Origin of the sequence: Spiroplasma endosymbiont of Villa modesta (assembly GCF_964030925.1) — a bacterium.
Lineage (GTDB): Bacteria > Bacillota_I > Bacilli_A > Mycoplasmatales > VBWQ01 > Spiroplasma_E.
In genome coordinates this window covers 1,786,467-1,806,775 of record NZ_OZ034992.1, presented here as the reverse complement: position 1 = coordinate 1,806,775, position 20,309 = coordinate 1,786,467, and the positions used below count along the sequence as shown (strand labels likewise).

The window sequence follows — 20,309 nt, the reverse complement described above, 5'->3', positions numbered from 1 at the left end:
ACTAAAATGAAAAATGCAACTAGTAAAAAATCTATAACAATTAAAGAAAAAAATGTTAGTGATAAAAATTCTTTAAAAAAAGATAACACTAAAGTTATTGCTAAAGTAAAAGCAAAAGTGACTAAAAAAGTAGTTAATAGCAAAGAAAGTGTTAAAACTAGTAAACAATTACCAACTAAACGAAATATTGGAAAAATTGTTCAAATTTCAGGTCCAATTATTGATATTCGTTTTAATGATAATAGTTTACCTAATTTAAATAATGCTATTAGTATTGATAATAATGGTCAAAAATTAATTGTTGAAGTTGCAAAACATATTGGTGATGATAGTGTTCGTTGTATTTCAATGGGTCCAACCGAAGGATTACTACGTGGTCTTGAAGCAGTTGATTTAGGAATACCAATTAGTGTTCCTGTTGGTGAAGAAGTTTTGGGTAGACTTTTTAATGTATTGGGTGAAGTCATTGATGATGGTAAAGAACTTAAAACTAAATTAAAATATCCTATTCATCGTACACCTCCTAGTTTTGATGAATTACAATCAAAATCTGAAATTTTAGAAACAGGAATTAAAGTTATTGATTTATTAGCACCTTATGCTAAAGGTGGAAAAATTGGTTTATTCGGTGGAGCTGGAGTTGGTAAAACAGTTTTAATTCAAGAATTAATTAATAACATAGCTAAAGAACATGGTGGTATTTCTGTCTTTTCAGGAGTTGGCGAAAGAACACGTGAGGGTAATGATTTATATTATGAAATGCAAGAGTCAGGTGTTATTAGTAAAACTGCTTTAGTGTTTGGTCAAATGTCAGAACCACCAGGTGCTAGAATGCGTGTTGCATTAACTGGTTTAACAATTGCTGAATACTTCCGTGATGAAAAACAACAAGATGTATTATTATTTATTGATAATATATTTCGTTTTACACAAGCTGGTAGTGAAATATCAGCTTTATTAGGAAGAATGCCTTCAGCAGTAGGGTACCAACCAACATTATCGACAGAAATGGGTGCTTTACAAGAACGTATTGTATCAACAACACGTGGTTCTATTACATCTGTACAAGCAGTATATGTACCAGCTGATGATTTAACTGATCCAGCTCCTGCGACAACATTTACTCACTTGGATGCCAAAATTGTTTTAGATCGTAATATTGCTGCTTTAGGGCTTTATCCTGCTGTTCATCCTTTACAATCTTCATCAAGAATGTTAGATCCTGCTATTGTTGGTCAGGAGCATTATGATGTTGCGCAAAGAGTTATTGAAACAATTCAACGTTTTTCTGAATTAGAACCAATCATTGGTATTTTAGGAATGGATGAGTTGAGTGAAGAAGATAAAAAAATAGTAGCTAGAGCAAGAAGAATTCGTAATTTTTGTTCACAACCATTTCATGTTGCTGAAAAATTTTCGGGTTTAAATGGTATTTATATTCCGATTAGTCAAACTGTTAATAGTTTTAAACAAATTTTAGATGGTGAATGTGATGATTTACCAGAGCAAGCGTTTTTATATGTAGGAACTATTGAACAAGCAATTGAAAAGGCAAAGAAATTGAGATAATTGAAGGTGATAGTATGGCATTAAATCTTAAAATTATTACTCCTGATGGTATTTTTTTCTATGGAGAAGTACAGTGAGTTAATGTTAAAACAACTGAAGGCTATGTTGGTATTCTTGAATGGCATACACCTTTGATTGCTAATATTCAAATATCGAAAATGTCATTTAAAATTAAAGAAAAAATTCGTAATTTAACGATTTCTGGTGGACTTTTGGTAACTGATTTACATATGGTTCGTATTATTAGTGATAAAGTTGAATATACATCAATTTTAAAAGAGCAAGAAACAAAGGTATTTGATGAGCGTATTAAAAGGGTTAGTGGAGGTTAATAAATATGCATGATTCACATTTAATAAAATGAATAATTGAAATAAGTATTTATCTTTTTAGTTTTATTGCTAGCGGATTTGCTGTAAAAGCAATTCCTTTTAATAAATTTCTTGATCATAAAAGAATAAAAGAATCATGAATTTTATATATGTTAACAACTTTAGTTTTTACTTATTGTATTGGTACGTTAATTATTAAATTTATTGGTTTAGATATTTGGTTTAATTTAAATTAATACTTAAAATTAAAAAAATAAAAATAGTAAGTGTTTTAAAATACTTACTATTTTTTTAATTGGTGGTTGGCCCTTAATTACGGTGGTTGGCCCTTAATTACTGGACCATTTTTGATATAAAATTCTAAATTTTAATTTGTAAAATTGGTGGTTTTAGAAATTTAGAATGTATTCTTTCATAATTATAAAACATAACATATTGATTTACATCATTTATAGCTTCATTGATGGATAAATATTGATTTGATCCTTTAGGTAGTCATTCTTGAGATAAATGAGAAAATCAGTTTTCAGATAATACATTACCACCAATATCATAAGGTTGTTTTTTGCTTAAAATTATTTGTTTATCCTCTGCTCATTTTGTGATATCCTGACAATAAAATTCGTTGGCGTTATCTGAATGTAAAATAACATTTTTTACTTGATTTCAAGAAAATTGTTTGTTGATTTTTTCAAGAGCAGGAAGAATTAAATCCTGATATGATTTATTAGGAGCAATATTATAACTAACAACATTATTTGAATAAAAATCAATAATTACAAAAAGATATAATCATCCTTCTTTAGTATTTATTTGTTTAGTGTCCATTGATCAAATTTGATTTGAAGAGGTTGTACTTTTATAATCTTTGTTTACTTTATCCATTGTAGGTATTCACTTATTTGGATTTTTTTTGTTTTTAGGATAGTTATTTTTAGTTTGTTTTAATCCTTGAATATTGTGTTCTTTCATAATTTTTCGCATTTGTTTTATTGATAATTCTATATTTAAAATGATATTTTTTTCTTGTTTTAATCACTCTTTAAAAGCTGAAAAAATTCTTAAATATCCATAAATTCTGCCTTTTCTTGTAGAATGAAATTCGATTAAAAGTTGGCATATTTTTTGATATTTATGATTGCATTTAATAATATGATTTTCTTCTTTTTTAATAGGTTTTTGTTTATTTTTTAAAAAGTAATATGTTGATCTGTTTAATTGAAGATATTGACATAGGTTTCTAATTGAATATTGATTTTTACAATCATCAATAATTTTAATTTTTTCTTTGATATTTAATTTGTTAATTACTAATGCTATTTGTTTAATTTTATCCATTAATAAAAATCCTTTCAGGTTAAAATTAGTGTTAATTATATAACACAATTGTTTTTAGAATACATTCAGGTTTTTTAAATTAATGGTCTAGTAAAAAGGGCTAAGTGGCAAGTGGCAAGTGGCATTACAGTATATTATTAAAATTTATAGTAGTTATTGATAATAGCTATATATATTATAAAATTTCTCCGAAATTACTATTATAGTAGTAAAAAAATCGTTTTTATTTATTTTATTGTTGTTTTTACTATTATATATATATAATATATATATATATAATATTTTTATCTGTATAGAATAAAATTCTCATCTGTATAGAACAATATAGAATGGAGGTGAGAAAATGAGTAAATTTTTTCATAGTAAACAAACAACTCCTGAGGATAAGAAAAATCCTAGTTTTACTTTTAAAGGAACTTTCAATAAATTAGGTGGCAAAATGTTTGGCAAAATGCAAAACTTATCAAGAGCCATTGTTTTACCAATAGCCACATTACCAATAGCTGGCTTATTGTTAGGAATTGGTGGTGGAGTTGCTAGTGCTTTAAAGCAATTACCTAATCATGATAGTCTTGTTGGTATTATTAATATTTTTTCAATTATGCAATCAGCTGGAAACGTTGTTTTTGCTAATTTAGGATTGATTTTTGCTATTTCTATTGCTTTTGGTTTTGCAAAAGCTAGTAAAGGTGTAGCTGCTCTTTCTGGATTTATTACTTTTATTGTTATGACTTCAGTTATTAGTGGCATGTTTTTTTGAAATCCTAAAACAGGAATGTTGGGATTTGATCCATGAGGTTTAGGTGAAGGTGCAAAGATTACTCCAGAAAGTGGTAAATCTTCTGGTTTATTTTCTTCTGTCTTAGGATTATTTCCTACGTTTGATACTTCAGTTTTAGGTGGCATTCTTGTTGGTTGATTAGTATCAGTTGTTCATAATCATTCATACAATATTCGTATGCCAAGAGTATTAGCTTTTTTTGGTGGTGAACGTTTTGTGCCAATTTTAGCTGTTTTTGTTGGAATAGGAATGGGATTAGCTTTTTTCTTTATTTGACCAATGTTATTAATTGCTTTTAGAGAAATTGGTAATGGCTTAGCAGCTGGTATGAATACAGGTCAACTTACTGTTGGACAGTTAACTGGTGATAATTTTCATCCAACAGTTGGTGGAGCATTTATTGCAATGTTTTTTGGAATTACTGAACGTTTATTAATACCAACAGGATTGCATCACGTTCAATATGCACCTTTCTGATATACTGGAATTGGTGGTACGTGAACTAATGGATCTGACACATTTGTAGGAGCGTACAATATTTTCTTTGGACAATTTGCTTCTAATGCAGTAGGACACATGAATCAAACACCAGGAACAATGTTTATGAGTGGGCGATTTGCATATATGCAATATGGTTATCCATTTGCAGCGCTTGCTATGTGAATGTTAGCACGACCAGAAAATAAAAAAATGGTTGGTGGTATTTTAGGATCTGCTGCTCTAACTTCTTTCTTAACAGGAGTTACAGAACCATTGTTGTTTTCATTCTTATTTGTAGCACCATTATGTTTTGTTTTCCATGCATTTATGGCAGGAATTAGTTTTATGATGGCGTATTTATTAAATATAGTTGTTGGTCAAGGTTTTGCTGCTGGATTTATTGACTTTTCTTTCTTTGGAATATTACCAAGTATTCTTGGTAAAGAAACAGGCTTCTATTGAGTATTTGCTACTGGATTAATTATGGCACCTGCTTATTTCTTTGGGTTCTATTACATTATTAAGTGAAGAAATTACAAAACTTTAGGTCGTGAAGAAGGAGAATTAGCAACCAACTTAGCTTTACAAAGTGTTGAAAGTTCTTTAGATAAGTCTTCAAAAAAAGGTAGAACAAAAGTAGAAAATTTATTACTTGGACTTGGTGGAGCATTAAATATTATTGATGTTAACGCTAAAGATAAAGTATTAGTTGCAACTTTAAAAGATGCAAATATTTATTCAAAAGCTTTATTAAGATTAAGTGGAACTAAAAATATTAAAGTAATTGCCAATAAAGTTGAAATTACTTATCTTGATGGTGCAGAGTCTATTCATAAAACTTTACAAGCAGAAATGACAAAGAAACAAACATTAACACCTGATACTAATAAAGATAAAAATAATGATATGTTAGAAAATATTTTTAAAGGTCTTGGTGGACAAAGTAATATTAAATTATTAGACAATTGTGCTACAAGATTGCGTGTTACAGTTTTTGATGAAACTAAAGTTGATGATAATATTTTAAAATCAACTGGTGCAGTTGGTATCTTTAAAAAAGGTACAGCTATTCAAGTAATTTATGGGCCACAAGTAGGTAATATTAAAAATGATTTATTAAAAACTTGAACTCCAAAATAAACTATTACTAAAATATAAAAATGAGCAACTTTTTGAGTTGTTCATTTTTTTAGTTTTAGTTACGGATAATGTTAAAATTATGATATAGGATGGAGGGAAAACTATGTTTTTTGATGATGATGAAGAAAAGTTAGAAGAAGCTAGGTATGAAGAAATACAAACAAATATACAAAATTTAACATTAACAATTGATGTTAATATTGTTGTTAAAGATTTATTTAAATATATTAAATTAAAATGTACACAAAAAATTAGAATTATGGATATATTAGCATTGTTTTTATCAATATTTTCAATAATTCTTTCAATATTATTAACTGTTATTGATAAAACTGATCAAAAAATTAGTTTTGAACTTCGAAAATTATTGTATGTGGTAAATATATTTAAAGATTTAACAGTGGTAATGGTATTAGTAATTGCATTATTTATGATTATTTATGAGATTAAATATTGAATTAAACAAAATAAGCAATTCAAATCTTTTTATGCAGCAAATGCTGATTTTACACCCGAAGAAATTGTTTCGGAACTAATGGATCTTAATAATATTTTTAGTTTTAAGCATTGAAATGAAATTTCATTCCATATTAAATACTATAAAAAATGTAAATCATTTAAACGACATGCAATTTTAATCGCTATTTTGGATTATTATCAATTGCCAATTAATAAATGAAATTTAATGTATTTAAATCAAACAATTAATTATTTAAATAAAAAACATTTTCGTCATATTCTTAGATTATGCATATTTAGTTGTTTAGCAATAATAATGATTATTTTAATGAGTACTTTCCCTTCAATATTTTTAAGATAAAATATTTTATATAGATAGAAAGGTATATATGGAAAAATTTAATGAAGAAATAAAAATATTAACGACAATTTTTATTAATAATGCTAATATCAATACTAAAATTAAACAAGAAAAATTTTTAATCAATAATTTTGAATTTTATGGAATTTTAACTAGTAAACGAAAACCATTAGTAAAATTATTTTTAAATAAATGAAATAAAAATTTATCGTTAGTAAATAAAAAACAGTTATTTGAAACATTATATTTACAAAAAAATCGTGAATTTCAATATACAGCAATGGAATTTTTAAATCTTTGATGAAAGAAAAACTTAAGTTTTAATGACTTAGATTGGCTTTTATCGATAATTAAACATAATATTTGATGAGATACTACTGATTATTTTGATAATATTATTGGTGTTCTTATATTTAGCAACAATAATATTAGTGTTAGAGATCAATATTTATTTAAGTTAATAAATGATAGTAATTTTTGAATTCAAAGAATAGCAATTCAATCACAATTAATGTTTAAAGAAAATACTAATTTTAATTTACTATTTGCATTAATTAAGACATTGTTATTAACAACAAATTTTTATCTAATACGTTCTATTGGTTGAGCATTGTGTAATGCCAAACGAATTAATTCACAAAAAATTAATGATTTTATTAAAATTAACAATGTTAGTCAAAAAATAATTGTTGTTATTGATGAACATTAAAATTAAAATTGCTTATAAATAATATTTATAATAATATTCTTAAAATAATGTAAGATTCACTTAATAGATAGAGAAAAATATTAAAATATAAATATAAGTTTTTGACCTATTTACTTTATTTTAAAGTAAATGGGTTTTTATTTGGAAAGGAAAAGCACATGCCTAATAATTATTCATTGATTGTTAAACCTCTTTTACAAGAAGAACCTATCATTAATAGTAATATTTCAATTTTTAAGACTTTACAAGTAGAATCTAATACAACAATGATTTCAATAATACCTTCAATAAAAATATCAATTTTAACAGATCATGAAATAAAAGCTTTATCTAAATATCAAATTCAATCATTGCTACCAGAGCAAATACCACTTTTTACAGCAGAACAAATTAAATCGTTTAGACCCAAACAAATTCAATGATTTTGATTATGACAAATTCAGTCATTTACAAAAAAACAGATTGCATCATTTACCCCAGAACAAATTCCGTATTTAACATATGAACAAATCCCAATTTTTACACCAGAACAAATCCTTGCATTTACACCGTTGCAAATTTCTGTATTTACGCCAGAACAAATTCCTCTTTTTACAATCGAACAAATCCCTGCGTTTACACCGTTACAAATTTCTGCTTTTACAAAAGAACAAATACCAGAATTTACAGAAAAACAGATTGCATCATTTACGCCAGAACAAAAACAAATTTTTACATTAGAGCAGCGTAAATTTTTTGGAAGAAAAATAATTTCAACTTTTAATAAACAAAAAAATAATTCATCAATAATTGAACAAGTTGTATCATTTACAGCAGAACAAATTCAATCTTTTACGTTATCACAAATTCAGTCATTGACAAGAGAACAAGTTGTATCATTTACAGAAAATCAAATCAAGGCGTTTACTCCTATTCAGATTCAAGCATTGACACCTATACAAATTAGGTCATTTAATGTTACACAAATTCCATATTTTACATTTATTCAAATTCCATCATTTATGCCATGACAAATTCAGTCCTTAACAAAAGATCAAATTTCAGTTTTTACAGAACATCAGATTCAAGCATGCCACTTGCCACTTGCCACTTAGCCCTTTTTACTAGACCATTAATTTAAAAAACCTGAATGTATTCTAAAAACAATTGTGTTATATAATTAACACTAATTTTAACCTGAAAGGATTTTTATTAATGGATAAAATTAAACAAATAGCATTAGTAATTAACAAATTAAATATCAAAGAAAAAATTAAAATTATTGATGATTGTAAAAATCAATATTCAATTAGAAACCTATGTCAATATCTTCAATTAAACAGATCAACATATTACTTTTTAAAAAATAAACAAAAACCTATTAAAAAAGAAGAAAATCATATTATTAAATGCAATCATAAATATCAAAAAATATGCCAACTTTTAATCGAATTTCATTCTACAAGAAAAGGCAGAATTTATGGATATTTAAGAATTTTTTCAGCTTTTAAAGAGTGATTAAAACAAGAAAAAAATATCATTTTAAATATAGAATTATCAATAAAACAAATGCGAAAAATTATGAAAGAACACAATATTCAAGGATTAAAACAAACTAAAAATAACTATCCTAAAAACAAAAAAAATCCAAATAAGTGAATACCTACAATGGATAAAGTAAACAAAGATTATAAAAGTACAACCTCTTCAAATCAAATTTGATCAATGGACACTAAACAAATAAATACTAAAGAAGGATGATTATATCTTTTTGTAATTATTGATTTTTATTCAAATAATGTTGTTAGTTATAATATTGCTCCTAATAAATCATATCAGGATTTAATTCTTCCTGCTCTTGAAAAAATCAACAAACAATTTTCTTGAAATCAAGTAAAAAATGTTATTTTACATTCAGATAACGCCAACGAATTTTATTGTCAGGATATCACAAAATGAGCAGAGGATAAACAAATAATTTTAAGCAAAAAACAACCTTATGATATTGGTGGTAATGTATTATCTGAAAACTGATTTTCTCATTTATCTCAAGAATGACTACCTAAAGGATCAAATCAATATTTATCCATCAATGAAGCTATAAATGATGTAAATCAATATGTTATGTTTTATAATTATGAAAGAATACATTCTAAATTTCTAAAACCACCAATTTTACAAATTAAAATTTAGAATTTTATATCAAAAATGGTCCAGTAATTAAGGGCCAACCACCAACCACCCATTGACATCAATTCAAATTCAGTCTTTTTGGTCATGACAAATTCAAGCATTGACACCTATACAAATTAGATCATTTTTGCCTATACAAATTAAATCATTTACATTATTACGAATTTCAAAATTTACAAAAACACAAATTGAGTCATTTATGTCATTACAAATTCCACTTTTTACATCAGAACAAATTCCTCTTTTTACAACAGAACAAATTTCATTTTTTACAATAGAACAAATTCGTTCATTTACATCATCACAAATTTTACATTTTACAAAAACACAAATTTCTTCATTTTGGTCATGACAAATTCAATCGTTGACAAAAGAACAGATTCAATCATTGACAAAAGTACAAATTGCTTCATTTACATTAGAACAAATTCGTTGATTTACACTATTACAAATTCAATCTTTTACACCAGAACAAATTCCATATTTTACAGCAGAACAAATACCAGAATTTACATTAGAACAAATTCAATCTTTTACACCATTACAAATTAGTTCATTTACAAAAGAACAGATTCCAAAATTTATAGCAAAACAAATTAAATCATTTTGGTCATCACAAATTGAAGTTTTTACAGGGGAGCAAATTTCATCTTTCATAAATATTCAGATTTCATCATTTACTGAACAACAAATTGCATCATTTTTGCCGTTGCAAATTCCATTTTTTACAGATATGCAAATTCAATGGTTTAGAGCTGACCAACGTAAATTTTTTAAAGTAATAAGAATTCCAATTATTAATAAACTAAAAACTAGTTCATTAATAATTAAAGAAAATCAAATTTTTGTAGAAGAGAAAATTAGAAAAAAAAGTAATCAATGAAGTTTAAAAAAATTTGATTTTTAGTTATTAGTTTTTTTCACAACAACTTCAATATTTAGTTTATTTTATATTTTTAAAAAAAATAAAAATCAACTTAGAAAAAAAATCAAATTAAAAAAAGAAGAAGATAATTTTAATGAAAATAGTTTAAATAAAATGTTAGAATCTAAAATTAATTTTATTGAACTTACAAAATCAGAAATTAACAAGGAATCTTTTAATAAAAGTAATATTAAATCATATAATAATCAAGTTTTTTATAGTAATTAAAATAATTATAGTAAATTATTTTTTCTAACTTCGAAGAGAAAGAAAAAAATATAATATAAATACAATTTTTTTTGGGTACTAAGTTTTCTAAGTTTTTTTATGTTAAAATAATAAAGATTTTATTACTTTACAAGTAATAAAAAGTATAAGTAATAATAAAGAAAAAAATGGTGATTTACTTTATGTGAGATCGTAAAATTTTACGAAAAATTAATAAACAAGTTAAGGCAATAATTAGCCTTGATGAAACAATGAGAAAAATTAAAGATGAAGAATTAGCAAATAAAACAGTTGAATTCAGAACCAGATTGGCAGAAGGTGAGACTTTAGATGATATTTTAGTTGAAGCTTTTGCGACAATTAGAGAAGCAGCACGAAGAATTAGTGGATTACATCCATATCCTGTTCAATTAATTGGTGGTATTGTTCTTCATAATGGTGATGTTGCTGAAATGCGAACTGGTGAAGGAAAAACTTTAACTGCTGTGATGCCAATTTATCTAAATGCTTTAAGTAGTAAAGGTGTTCATGTTATTACTGTTAATGAATATTTGGCGGCAAGAGATGCTGAATTAAATCGACCAATTTTAGAATTTTTGGGAATTACTATTGGCGTTAGTCTTCGTGATCATTCTACTAATCAAAAACGTGAAGCGTATTTAAAAGATGTTACATATACAACTAATTCGGAATTAGGCTTTGATTATTTGCGTGATAATATGGTTAAGGTTTATCCAGAAAAAGTTCAACGTCAGCTTAATTATGCTATCATTGATGAGGCGGACTCTGTTTTAATTGATGAATCAAGAACACCTTTAATTATTTCTGGTGGTTCAAAAAATCGTACTCCTTTATATCAAGCATCAGATGTTTTTGCAAAAACTTTAATACCTGAAGATTATAAAATTGATTGAGAATCACGTCAAATTGCATTAACAGTAACGGGTGTTAATAAAGCTCAAAAACAGTTTAATTTAAAAAATTTATTTGATATTGATAACTCGGAATTATTTCATCATATTCAAAATGCACTTCGTGCTAATCATGTTTTCAAATTAGATGTAGAATATGTTGTTAAAGATGGTGAAATTGTGCTAGTTGATCAGTTTACTGGTAGATTAATGCCTGGTAGAGTATATAGTGATGGACTTCATCAAGCTTTACAGGCTAAAGAAAATGTTACAATTCAACAAGAAACAACAACAGTAGCTACTATTACTTATCAAAACTTTTTCCGTTTATATAATAAATTAAGTGGTATGACAGGAACTGCTAAAACCGAAGAAGAAGAATTTGTAAAAATTTATAATATGAGAGTAATTAAGATTCCTACTAATAAACCAATTATTCGAGAAGATAAACCCGATCATGTTTTTGCTTCATTAAATGCTAAATTTAAATCTTTAATTGCAGAAGTTAAAGAACGACATACTAAAGGACAACCAATTTTGATTGGTACTGCTAATGTTGATGTATCAGAACGAATTGCTAATATGTTAACTTTGGAAGGAATTAAGCATGAGATTTTAAATGCTAAAAATCATGCTCGTGAAGCTGATATTATTGCTAGAGCTGGTGAAAAAGGATCAATTACTTTAGCAACTAATATGGCAGGACGTGGAACTGATATTAAACTTGGTAAGGGTGTTATTGAGCTTGGTGGCCTTGCTGTATTAGGTACTGAAAGAAACGAAGCACGAAGAATTGATAATCAATTACGTGGAAGAGCCGGAAGACAAGGTGATCCTGGATTTTCACGATTTTATGTTTCGATTGAAGATGATTTGATGTTACGTTTTGGTGGTGAAAAATTAAAAAAAGCTTTTGCAAGTTTAGGTGAAGACTATATTAGATCAAAAATGTTAACTAGATCAATTACTAGAGCACAACAAAAAATTGAAGGTATGAATTTTGATGCAAGAAAAAACTTATTAGATTATGATAATGTTATTGCTCAGCATCGTGAAGCTACATATCATCAACGTGATAATATTTTACTTGCTGATGATTTATTAGATTTAATCAAAAATATGCACAGAACAGTAGCACGTGATTTACTAAATATTTTTAATAAAGTTGTTGGTAGAGAACAGTTTATTGATTATGATGAATTAGTTAAAGGTATTGAAAATAAATTAATTAAGCCTAATGATTTAATAGCAGAAAAGTTAAATCGATTAAGTACTGAAGAAAATATTGATTTAATTGTTGAAAAATCTTATAATTTTTATCTTGAAAAAAGAGAAAAATTAAATGATGTTATTATAAAACAAATTGAAAATAGTGTTATTTTACAAACTTTTGATCAATATTGAACTAATCACATTGATGCTTTAAGTAAACTGCGTGCAGGAATCCATTTGCGTGGTTATGCGCAGTTAAATCCCTTACAAGCTTATATTGAGGAAGCTTCAAAATTATTTAATCGTATGAAAATCAATGTTGCTCATCAAGTTATTATTATGTTACATAGCATTGATCCAGAACAACATCAGGTCCGTGGTGGTCAAGATGTATTGGATACAGTATTAGCAAGTAATGTTGAAACTAAAACTAAAATTGGATAATTAATCTTTATTTAAAAAACTAAGTATTTTAATACTTAGTTTTTTAAATATGTTTTTTTATTCTATTTGATTTTTTTCTTTATGTTTTCATGACTTCTTTTTAAATATGTTTTTATTTTTTTTACTGTCATAAGTGACTGAAGTTGTTCAATGGGGGAAATTATTACCTTTAGTAACAGCATTATTATTATTCATGGGTACTAAATTTTTAATATAATTAGTTCCATCTGCTGTGGTGGGGCGTTCATAAACAATAGTTCAATTTAAACTTTCAATTGGATCATTAAGCTTCGGTTGTGCAATAAAATTATGTCAAAACATTAAGGCACCCGCATAATCTCGACGGTATAATTGTGGATTAAAATTATTAATAATTTCTCCTTTATTTCATACTTCTTCAATTTGTTGTGGTGTTCATATTGTTTCTTCTTCTTCATTATTTGTTGAAGAAGTTATGTTTTGATTAATTTCATTTTGTGAATATAGTGCTTTTGCTTCTAGTGACATATATTTCTTTTTTCTACTTTTTTTAATAAAGCATATACAAGAAATTATTAAAACTATAAAATAAAAAAATTCTAATCCTCATGGAATAATGAAAAATAGTTTTTTCCGAATAGTTATCGTAGAAGCAAATTTATAAAAAGCAACATATCCACCAAAGGAAAAAAATAAAATTGATCCAATAATAAAAAATAATGATATTCATAACATAATTCTAGTTAATATTAAGGAAATAAAATCATTATTTTTTAAAAAAATAAAAGGAAAGGCAACAACACCTAAAATTATGAAACCAAAACCCAATACTGCAATTGTCAGAGTTGGAAAAGTTAAATTGAATTTAAAAAATTTCTTAGTGATTAAATTATCAATAAGGATTAATAAATCAGTAGTTTCTCCTTTAAAGAAAATAATTCATAAAACTCAACTAATTAGTAAAGTTACACTTGTTAATCATGAAAAAATTATAATCATTCAATTATTATAATAGTTAATACTTTTCTTTGTTGAATAATTATCATCAACAGTTTCTTTAAATATCTTTTTTTTCATTTTTAAAAACCTTATAATATTTTATTGTTAATCAATTCTATTAATTTTTCTTTTTTCATAATATCTCTCCAAAACTAACTTATTATTTTTGTGTATATTTTGTTACTGTATTATTGAATGCTTGTTGATAACATTTACCACTGTAATATATAAATTTATCACGATATAAAGAGTCAAATGTATATTCTTTCTCACATGATGAAATATAGCATTTAGTTGTAATAATTGGGATAATCTAATTAACCCCCTTTAAATTTATATTATACATTTTACATGATTTCTGTTTTATCATTTTATTAATTATTTTTTTATATTTTAAGTGTTTTATATATTAAAATTTATATTATTTTAAATAGTGCAATAGATTTAGTTAATAAGTTATTAGTATTCAATTTTATGAAAAAAGTGTTAAAAAGTAATTAAAAGTATGTAAAATATGTTTATCTTCTTAAACTTAAGAAGTTATTGGTAAAAATTGAGGAGGATTAATTTATGAAAAAATATTTATCATTATTAATTGCAATATCATTAGTGCCGGTATTTTATTTTATTTATTAATTTAATAATAAAAAATAGTTTCAATTTAAAAATAGTTTAGTTATCGGTGAACATTTTGCAAGTACATTGATAACTTTTTATTTAATTTAAATTTAAAGATAATTGTAATGCTTTGTTTTTTTATAACTTATTGTTTATTTATTTTTTTTAAAAATACTAAAATATATTTATCTTCTTAAATTTTAAGAAGTTATTGGAGAAAACTTGGAGGGTGATTAATTATGAAATCATTATTAACAACATTAAGTATTTTAGCAATTACGGGTAATTTAACTAATGTTATCTTAAATACAAGTTCACAAAAAATTCAATTTTTAGATAATAAAATTCAGCAAGATACAATTTACATTGACAAAGATGGAAAACAAGTGAAAACGAGTGAAGTAGATTTATCAAATATAAATAGCAAAGAAGTTATTCAAATTGGATTTTTTCAAAATCGAGAAGCAATAATTCAAGTTGTTAAAATCCCAGTAATAATAGAAAAAGTATCTGATCATTTACCATCAGAAATTAGATCTTTGAAAAATATGTTTATGGATGCAAGAGCATTTAATCAAGATATTTCAAAATGAAATACATCAAATGTAGTAGATATGAGTTATATGTTTAGTAATGCTTCATCATTTAATCAAAATCTATCAAGTTGAAATATTGCACACGTAACAAATATGAGTTCAATGTTTGCTGGAGCAAAAAAAATTAATCAAGATATTTCAAACTGAGATGTAGTTAATGTAACAACTATGCATGCAATGTTTTATGGTGCTTTATCATTTAATCAAAATTTATCTTGAAATATCATTAATGTGAAAGATATGAGTTCAATGTTTTATGGTGCTTCGTTATTTAATGGTAATATTACAAATTTACTCTATGATAATAATGTAACAAATATGAATAATATGTTTCGAAATTGTTTATCATTTAATCAAGATATTTCAAAATGAATTGTAAATGATGTTACAAGCATGCGTTGTATGTTTGCTGGAGCAGTGGCATTTAATCAAGATATTTCGAAGTGAGATACTTCAAAAGTGGTGGATATGGGTTATATGTTTTATAAAGCTTCTTTATTTAATAAAGACTTATCAAAGTGAAATGTAAATGAAGTATTATGATATGGATGATTTGCTAAAAATTCAGGATTTGAAAATGATCCTAAAAAATGACCCAAATTTAAAAATTAAAATTTTAAAATAATAAATATTTTTTTGTGCCATTTTATTTAATTAGTAAAGTCACTTGCTAATTAGCATTAGCAATATTTTTGCTTTTAGTTGTAATTTTAATTAGATAAAATTTAATATTATTGTAAAATTAAAATAAACAATAGAGGAGTCATAATTATGGCAAGTAAATTTTATGCAGTAAAAAAAGGTAGAGTCATTGGAATATTTGAAAACTGGAATGAATGTGAAACACAAATTAGAGGTTATGCTGGTGCTCAGTATAAAAAATTTGCAACTAAAAAAGAAGGTCAAGATTATTTAGATGATAAAATTCAAGTAAAATCTGAAAATCAGTATAAATATGAAGTAATAGCATATACTGATGGTAGTTTTAAAGCAGAAATTAATCAATTTTCTTATGGACTTGTTTTCTTAAATAATGGCAAAAAAGATATATTTTATGAAAAATTTGATGATGAAAATTGAGCAAAATTAAGAAATGTTGCTGGAGAAATAATGGGTGCACAAAAGGCAATGCAGTTAGCTTTGGAAAATAATATAAAATCAATTTTAATTTGTCATGATTATGTTGGAATTAGTAAATGATGTACTGGTGAATGAAAAACTACTAAAGTAGAAACAAAGGCATATAAAGCATTTTATGATAAAATAGCAAAAGATGTTAATGTTTATTTTAAATGAGTTAAAGGTCATAGTGGTAATATATATAATGATGAAGCAGATGCTCTTGCTTGAAAAGCATTTAATTTAAAAAAAATGTCTAAACCAATAATTTAAATGTTAAAAAGGTGGTAAATAACATGATTAATAAAAAAATAATATTATCAACTTGTTTAGGAAATATTATTGGAGGTAGTTTGTTTACTCTTTCTGATCTATATCAAAAAAGAGAACAAAATATTCTTGAATTTGATATTACTTCAGCTATAACAGTGCTTTCAGGATGTTTTACTGGTGCTCTTTTTGGTTTTATTTCAGGTCTTTTTTGTTGTTTAAATGATGAAGAAGATAATGATGATTATAGAGAATTTTTTGAAAGTCAACAAATCATTGATAACACTCATTCTTTTCAATCTTCAAACGAATTTGCGCCTTTATTGCAAGAATATATTCTTGAAATTAATGATGAACAATTCATTCCTAATAATAATGCAGATCTTGTTTTTAATCCTCGTTTAGTTTATTAAATATAATAAAATTATTCAAAAAATTTAATACCTTGATCATTAATTATTTTATTAATATCAATTTTATTATTAAGGATGTCTCTAATTTTTAAATCGATAGTATTAGCACAATATAAATTAATAATTTCTCTAGTTTTATTATCGTTTAATTGAGTTGGAAAAAAGCGACTTTCAGCTTGCTCATTTTCGGTTGGGTTTAATTCACGATCTAGAAAAATCATAACATCACCTTTATCTAATGTGATACCAACATTAGTAGATTTAATATTACATAAAATAATTTTAACTTTTTTACTTTGAAAATCACTAATAGCTTTAAGCCTTTGTTCATGATTTACTTTACCAGTAATTAATTGATGATTTAATTTATGTTTATCTAAAATGTTACTTAAAATGTTAATTCCTTTATCACTAAAACTACTATAAATAATAATTGAATCATTTTCATTATCATGTAAGTAGTCTAGTAGTCAATTAAATTTTGCTCCTAATTCTTTCATTCCCTCATTAATAGGTGTTGAACAAATAGTTCTTAATTTCATAAATATTTGTAAAAAAGTTATTTTAGATTTTTTATTATAAAATAACTCTTGTTTCATAGTTTCAAGAGTATCATAATAAATTGCGGTTTGTGCTTTGGGCATAGTTAAAATTAAATCATTTTTAATAATTTTTGGCATTTCATTACGTACATCAATTTGTTTGCGCATAATTGATATTTTTTTAACTAAATAATCAAATTCTGCTGCTAGTTGTGCTTTAACATTTGGTTTTGGTATATTAATGGTTACAAAATTGGTAATACGTTTTCTAATTATTCCAAAATAACGAGCAACAAAATCTCAATAATCAATATTTTTATATAGTTTATTATCAATAATTTTTAATATACCAAAAATATCACTAGGATGATTATTGGCAGGGGTACCAGTTAAACAATAAACTGATGATACTTTATTTGCAACTTCCAAAATTGTTGAACTTTGTGCAGTTTTATAGTTTCTTAAAAAATGTGCTTCATCAATAACTAATGTAAAATCAAATTTAGTTAATAATTTATTTTTTATATCATTTTTAAAAGTGTTTTTAGAAACTACTAAAATACAATTATTACTATTTTTAAATTGATTATATTTTTCTGTTCGCACTTTAGTAATATCATCTTTAATAGTAATACAATTATAGGTAGTTCATTTTTTAATTTCAGGAACCCATGTTAATAAAATAGTTGACTTAGGAACAACAAATAATATTTTATTAGTTTTCATTTCTGATAATGCTGTTAAAATAGTTGGTGTTTTCCCAGTACGCATTTCATTAAATAAGCCAAATCTTTTATTTGCTTTTAAAATTGCAACATCAACACGTTGATAATGTCTTAGTTTAGGATTACCTGGATAATCATTTAAGTTTTTTTGTTGTTGGATTTTTTTTCATGATATTAGTGAGTGTTCATATATTTTTTTTAATTTATCATTATTATTTGTATATTTAAGTAGTATTTCAAGAGCAAACGGAGTATTAAATATTTTAAATTCATTAGTATTATTGATATCAATAATACCTAGTGCATTTAAAATTTCTTTTTTATTTTTTTTCACTTTAATTGTAATATGTTCATTATTAAAACTTATGATTTCTAACATTATTAACCTACTTTAGTGTTTGTATATGATATTAAATATTATAATAAAATTAATATAAATTAAAAAATAATTTATTTTTGTTAGTAAATATTAGATTATTAATAATTTATTTTTAAAAGAATTATAAGTTATTGAATTGTATATAGAAAATAGTATTAATGTATATATCATGTAAATTTATTATATTTATATACAATGTAAAAGAAAAACTAAATATAGTTTTCAATCTATTATTTTTTTAAGAAAGTAATGATTTTTTTTATATTAAATAAAAAAGAAAGGAAGAAGTTAGTGATAGAAACAATTAGAAAGGAATCAAAAATTTTTAAAGAAGAAATCAAAAAAATAGATAGTGTAATAAAAACAAAACAAAACAAAATAATAGTTTTAAAGATTAAAAAACAAAAATTAGAAAAAGAAAGAAAAAAACATTTTGAACAAATTAAAAAAATAGACAAGATTATAAATATTAATGAACTTTATGAAATACAAAAACAAATAGAAAAAAATAGAGAAGAAATATTAAAATTAAAAAATCAATTACCAAATAAACAATTACAAACAACATATATGATAAGAAAATGAAAAGAAAACATAGTGGCATTAGATGAAGAGATATCCAAAGAAATGATACGAGAAGAGAAATTAGATAGTGAAATAAGAGTATTGGAAGTTGAAGGAACAAATATAGAACAGCAAATTGAAAATTTTAATGCTCATGATTTAAATAAAAAATTAATTTTATCAAAGTTAAAATTAAAAACAGCAAGATTAACTGTTAAGTTAGAAAGAAGAACATACAAAACAAAAAGAATATTTTGTAAAATTGCTAGAAATGAACTTGAAATAGCAAATAAATTTTTTTCAATAAAACAAGAAAATTGATGATTATGTCCAAATCTAAAATCAGAAAAAGAGGTTTTAGATGCAAGATTAAAAATAAGATTAAAATTGAAGATGGAAAATATTTGTGATTTAAATCGTAGTATGAGTAGAAAAAATTTAGATATTGCAAAAATAGATAAAAAAATTGCAAAATTAAATTTTAGTATAAATAAAAAAAATATTGAAATTAATGGTTGTCTTGCAGCAGTAAGACAAATTTATAATTCACAAAGTATAAAAACACAAATAAAAATATTATTAAAATCTCCTTTTATTTGATTGAATAAACAATTTCAAAAATATAAATATGAATTAACGTTAAATCAATATCAAGCTCAATTAGAAAAATTAGAAAAAGAAATCCAAAAATTAGAAACAGATAAGGGAGGGCGAAATTTTTCTAATAAATTTTGAGTTATTATTAGTTGTGGTCGTTTTAATAATAATAGAAGCAATGAAATTAAACAACAAAAAAAGGCAAAATTATATGAAATTAAACAAAAGATTTCTGGATTAAGAAATCAAGCAACTATGCAATCTCAACCTTCAACATCTAGACATGCTGTATCTTGAAATGAAATGGATCCTAATCGCTGTTTCAATGAAATTGGATATAACGATGATAGGGGGTTTACTTCTTCGTTTTAATATATTACATAATGTATTTTTTTCAGTTAATATTTTTAACTAAAATGTGTTTTTTTTATATTTCATCAAAAGAGG

Annotated in this window: 17 protein-coding genes; 14 read left to right on the top strand and 3 right to left on the bottom strand. The window is 24.7% G+C overall.

What is annotated here, in order from left to right:
• The first annotated feature begins 6 nt into the window (after positions 1-6).
• From atpD to AAHM89_RS11555, 3 genes are read left to right on the top strand one after another with little or no spacing between them, the layout of a single operon-like run.
• On the top strand, positions 7-1,569 hold the full coding sequence (gene atpD / locus AAHM89_RS11565) for a F0F1 ATP synthase subunit beta (protein WP_342266422.1): 1,563 nt from the start codon (positions 7-9) through the stop codon (positions 1,567-1,569).
• 14 nt (positions 1,570-1,583) lie between these two features.
• Positions 1,584-1,901, top strand: a complete 318-nt coding sequence (locus tag AAHM89_RS11560) for a F0F1 ATP synthase subunit epsilon (RefSeq protein WP_342266421.1) — start codon at positions 1,584-1,586, stop codon at positions 1,899-1,901.
• Positions 1,902-1,906: 5 nt separating this feature from the next.
• On the top strand, positions 1,907-2,137 hold the full coding sequence (locus AAHM89_RS11555) for a hypothetical protein (protein ID WP_174480957.1): 231 nt from the start codon (positions 1,907-1,909) through the stop codon (positions 2,135-2,137).
• A 124-nt stretch (positions 2,138-2,261) separates the two neighbouring features.
• Here AAHM89_RS11555 and AAHM89_RS11550 read toward each other — a convergent pair whose 3' ends face one another.
• Positions 2,262-3,239 carry an IS3 family transposase gene (locus AAHM89_RS11550; RefSeq protein ID WP_342265776.1) on the bottom strand — a complete coding sequence of 326 codons (978 nt, stop codon included), beginning with the start codon at positions 3,237-3,239 and terminating at the stop codon, positions 2,262-2,264.
• 343 nt (positions 3,240-3,582) lie between these two features.
• Between AAHM89_RS11550 and AAHM89_RS11545 the strand changes: the two genes are divergently transcribed.
• From AAHM89_RS11545 to secA, 7 genes are all read left to right on the top strand, one after another.
• Positions 3,583-5,640 (top strand): PTS transporter subunit EIIC, encoded by a 2,058-nt coding sequence (locus AAHM89_RS11545; protein ID WP_342266420.1) that lies wholly within the window; start codon positions 3,583-3,585, stop codon positions 5,638-5,640.
• A gap of 103 nt (positions 5,641-5,743) precedes the next feature.
• Positions 5,744-6,460, top strand: a complete 717-nt coding sequence (locus AAHM89_RS11540) for a hypothetical protein (RefSeq protein ID WP_342266419.1) — start codon at positions 5,744-5,746, stop codon at positions 6,458-6,460.
• A gap of 28 nt (positions 6,461-6,488) precedes the next feature.
• Complete coding sequence (locus AAHM89_RS11535) at positions 6,489-7,169, top strand: DNA alkylation repair protein (RefSeq protein WP_342266418.1); 681 nt, start codon at positions 6,489-6,491, stop codon at positions 7,167-7,169.
• 158 nt (positions 7,170-7,327) lie between these two features.
• Positions 7,328-8,263 (top strand): hypothetical protein, encoded by a 936-nt coding sequence (locus AAHM89_RS11530; RefSeq protein ID WP_342266417.1) that lies wholly within the window; start codon positions 7,328-7,330, stop codon positions 8,261-8,263.
• Between the two features lie 100 nt (positions 8,264-8,363).
• The gene (locus AAHM89_RS11525) at positions 8,364-9,341 is read left to right on the top strand and encodes an IS3 family transposase (RefSeq protein WP_342265776.1); all 978 of its coding nucleotides are present in this window, start codon (positions 8,364-8,366) and stop codon (positions 9,339-9,341) included.
• A 127-nt stretch (positions 9,342-9,468) separates the two neighbouring features.
• Entirely contained in the window at positions 9,469-10,248 is a 780-nt protein-coding gene (locus tag AAHM89_RS11520) for a hypothetical protein (protein WP_342266416.1), read from the top strand.
• Positions 10,249-10,676: 428 nt separating this feature from the next.
• Positions 10,677-13,061, top strand: a complete 2,385-nt coding sequence (secA, locus tag AAHM89_RS11515; RefSeq protein WP_339039201.1) for a preprotein translocase subunit SecA — start codon at positions 10,677-10,679, stop codon at positions 13,059-13,061.
• A gap of 57 nt (positions 13,062-13,118) precedes the next feature.
• On the opposite strand, the gene AAHM89_RS11510 is transcribed toward secA, so the two are convergent.
• Positions 13,119-14,117 carry a hypothetical protein gene (locus AAHM89_RS11510; protein ID WP_342266415.1) on the bottom strand — a complete coding sequence of 333 codons (999 nt, stop codon included), beginning with the start codon at positions 14,115-14,117 and terminating at the stop codon, positions 13,119-13,121.
• A 779-nt stretch (positions 14,118-14,896) separates the two neighbouring features.
• Between AAHM89_RS11510 and AAHM89_RS11505 the strand changes: the two genes are divergently transcribed.
• From AAHM89_RS11505 to AAHM89_RS11495, 3 genes are all read left to right on the top strand, one after another.
• On the top strand, positions 14,897-15,865 hold the full coding sequence (locus AAHM89_RS11505; RefSeq protein WP_342266414.1) for a BspA family leucine-rich repeat surface protein: 969 nt from the start codon (positions 14,897-14,899) through the stop codon (positions 15,863-15,865).
• A gap of 159 nt (positions 15,866-16,024) precedes the next feature.
• Positions 16,025-16,645: a ribonuclease H family protein gene (locus AAHM89_RS11500; RefSeq protein WP_342266413.1), complete on the top strand. Its 621-nt coding sequence runs from the start codon at positions 16,025-16,027 to the stop codon at positions 16,643-16,645.
• A gap of 23 nt (positions 16,646-16,668) precedes the next feature.
• Positions 16,669-17,055, top strand: coding sequence for a hypothetical protein (locus AAHM89_RS11495; protein ID WP_342266412.1), 387 nt, complete (start codon positions 16,669-16,671; stop codon positions 17,053-17,055).
• 11 nt (positions 17,056-17,066) lie between these two features.
• Here the strand turns inward: AAHM89_RS11495 and AAHM89_RS11490 are convergent, their stop codons facing one another.
• Positions 17,067-18,701 carry a DEAD/DEAH box helicase gene (locus tag AAHM89_RS11490; protein WP_342266411.1) on the bottom strand — a complete coding sequence of 545 codons (1,635 nt, stop codon included), beginning with the start codon at positions 18,699-18,701 and terminating at the stop codon, positions 17,067-17,069.
• 291 nt (positions 18,702-18,992) lie between these two features.
• Here AAHM89_RS11490 and AAHM89_RS11485 point away from each other — a divergent pair, with 291 nt between their 5' ends.
• Complete coding sequence (locus tag AAHM89_RS11485) at positions 18,993-20,234, top strand: hypothetical protein (protein ID WP_342266410.1); 1,242 nt, start codon at positions 18,993-18,995, stop codon at positions 20,232-20,234.
• The last annotated feature ends 75 nt before the right edge of the window (positions 20,235-20,309 follow it).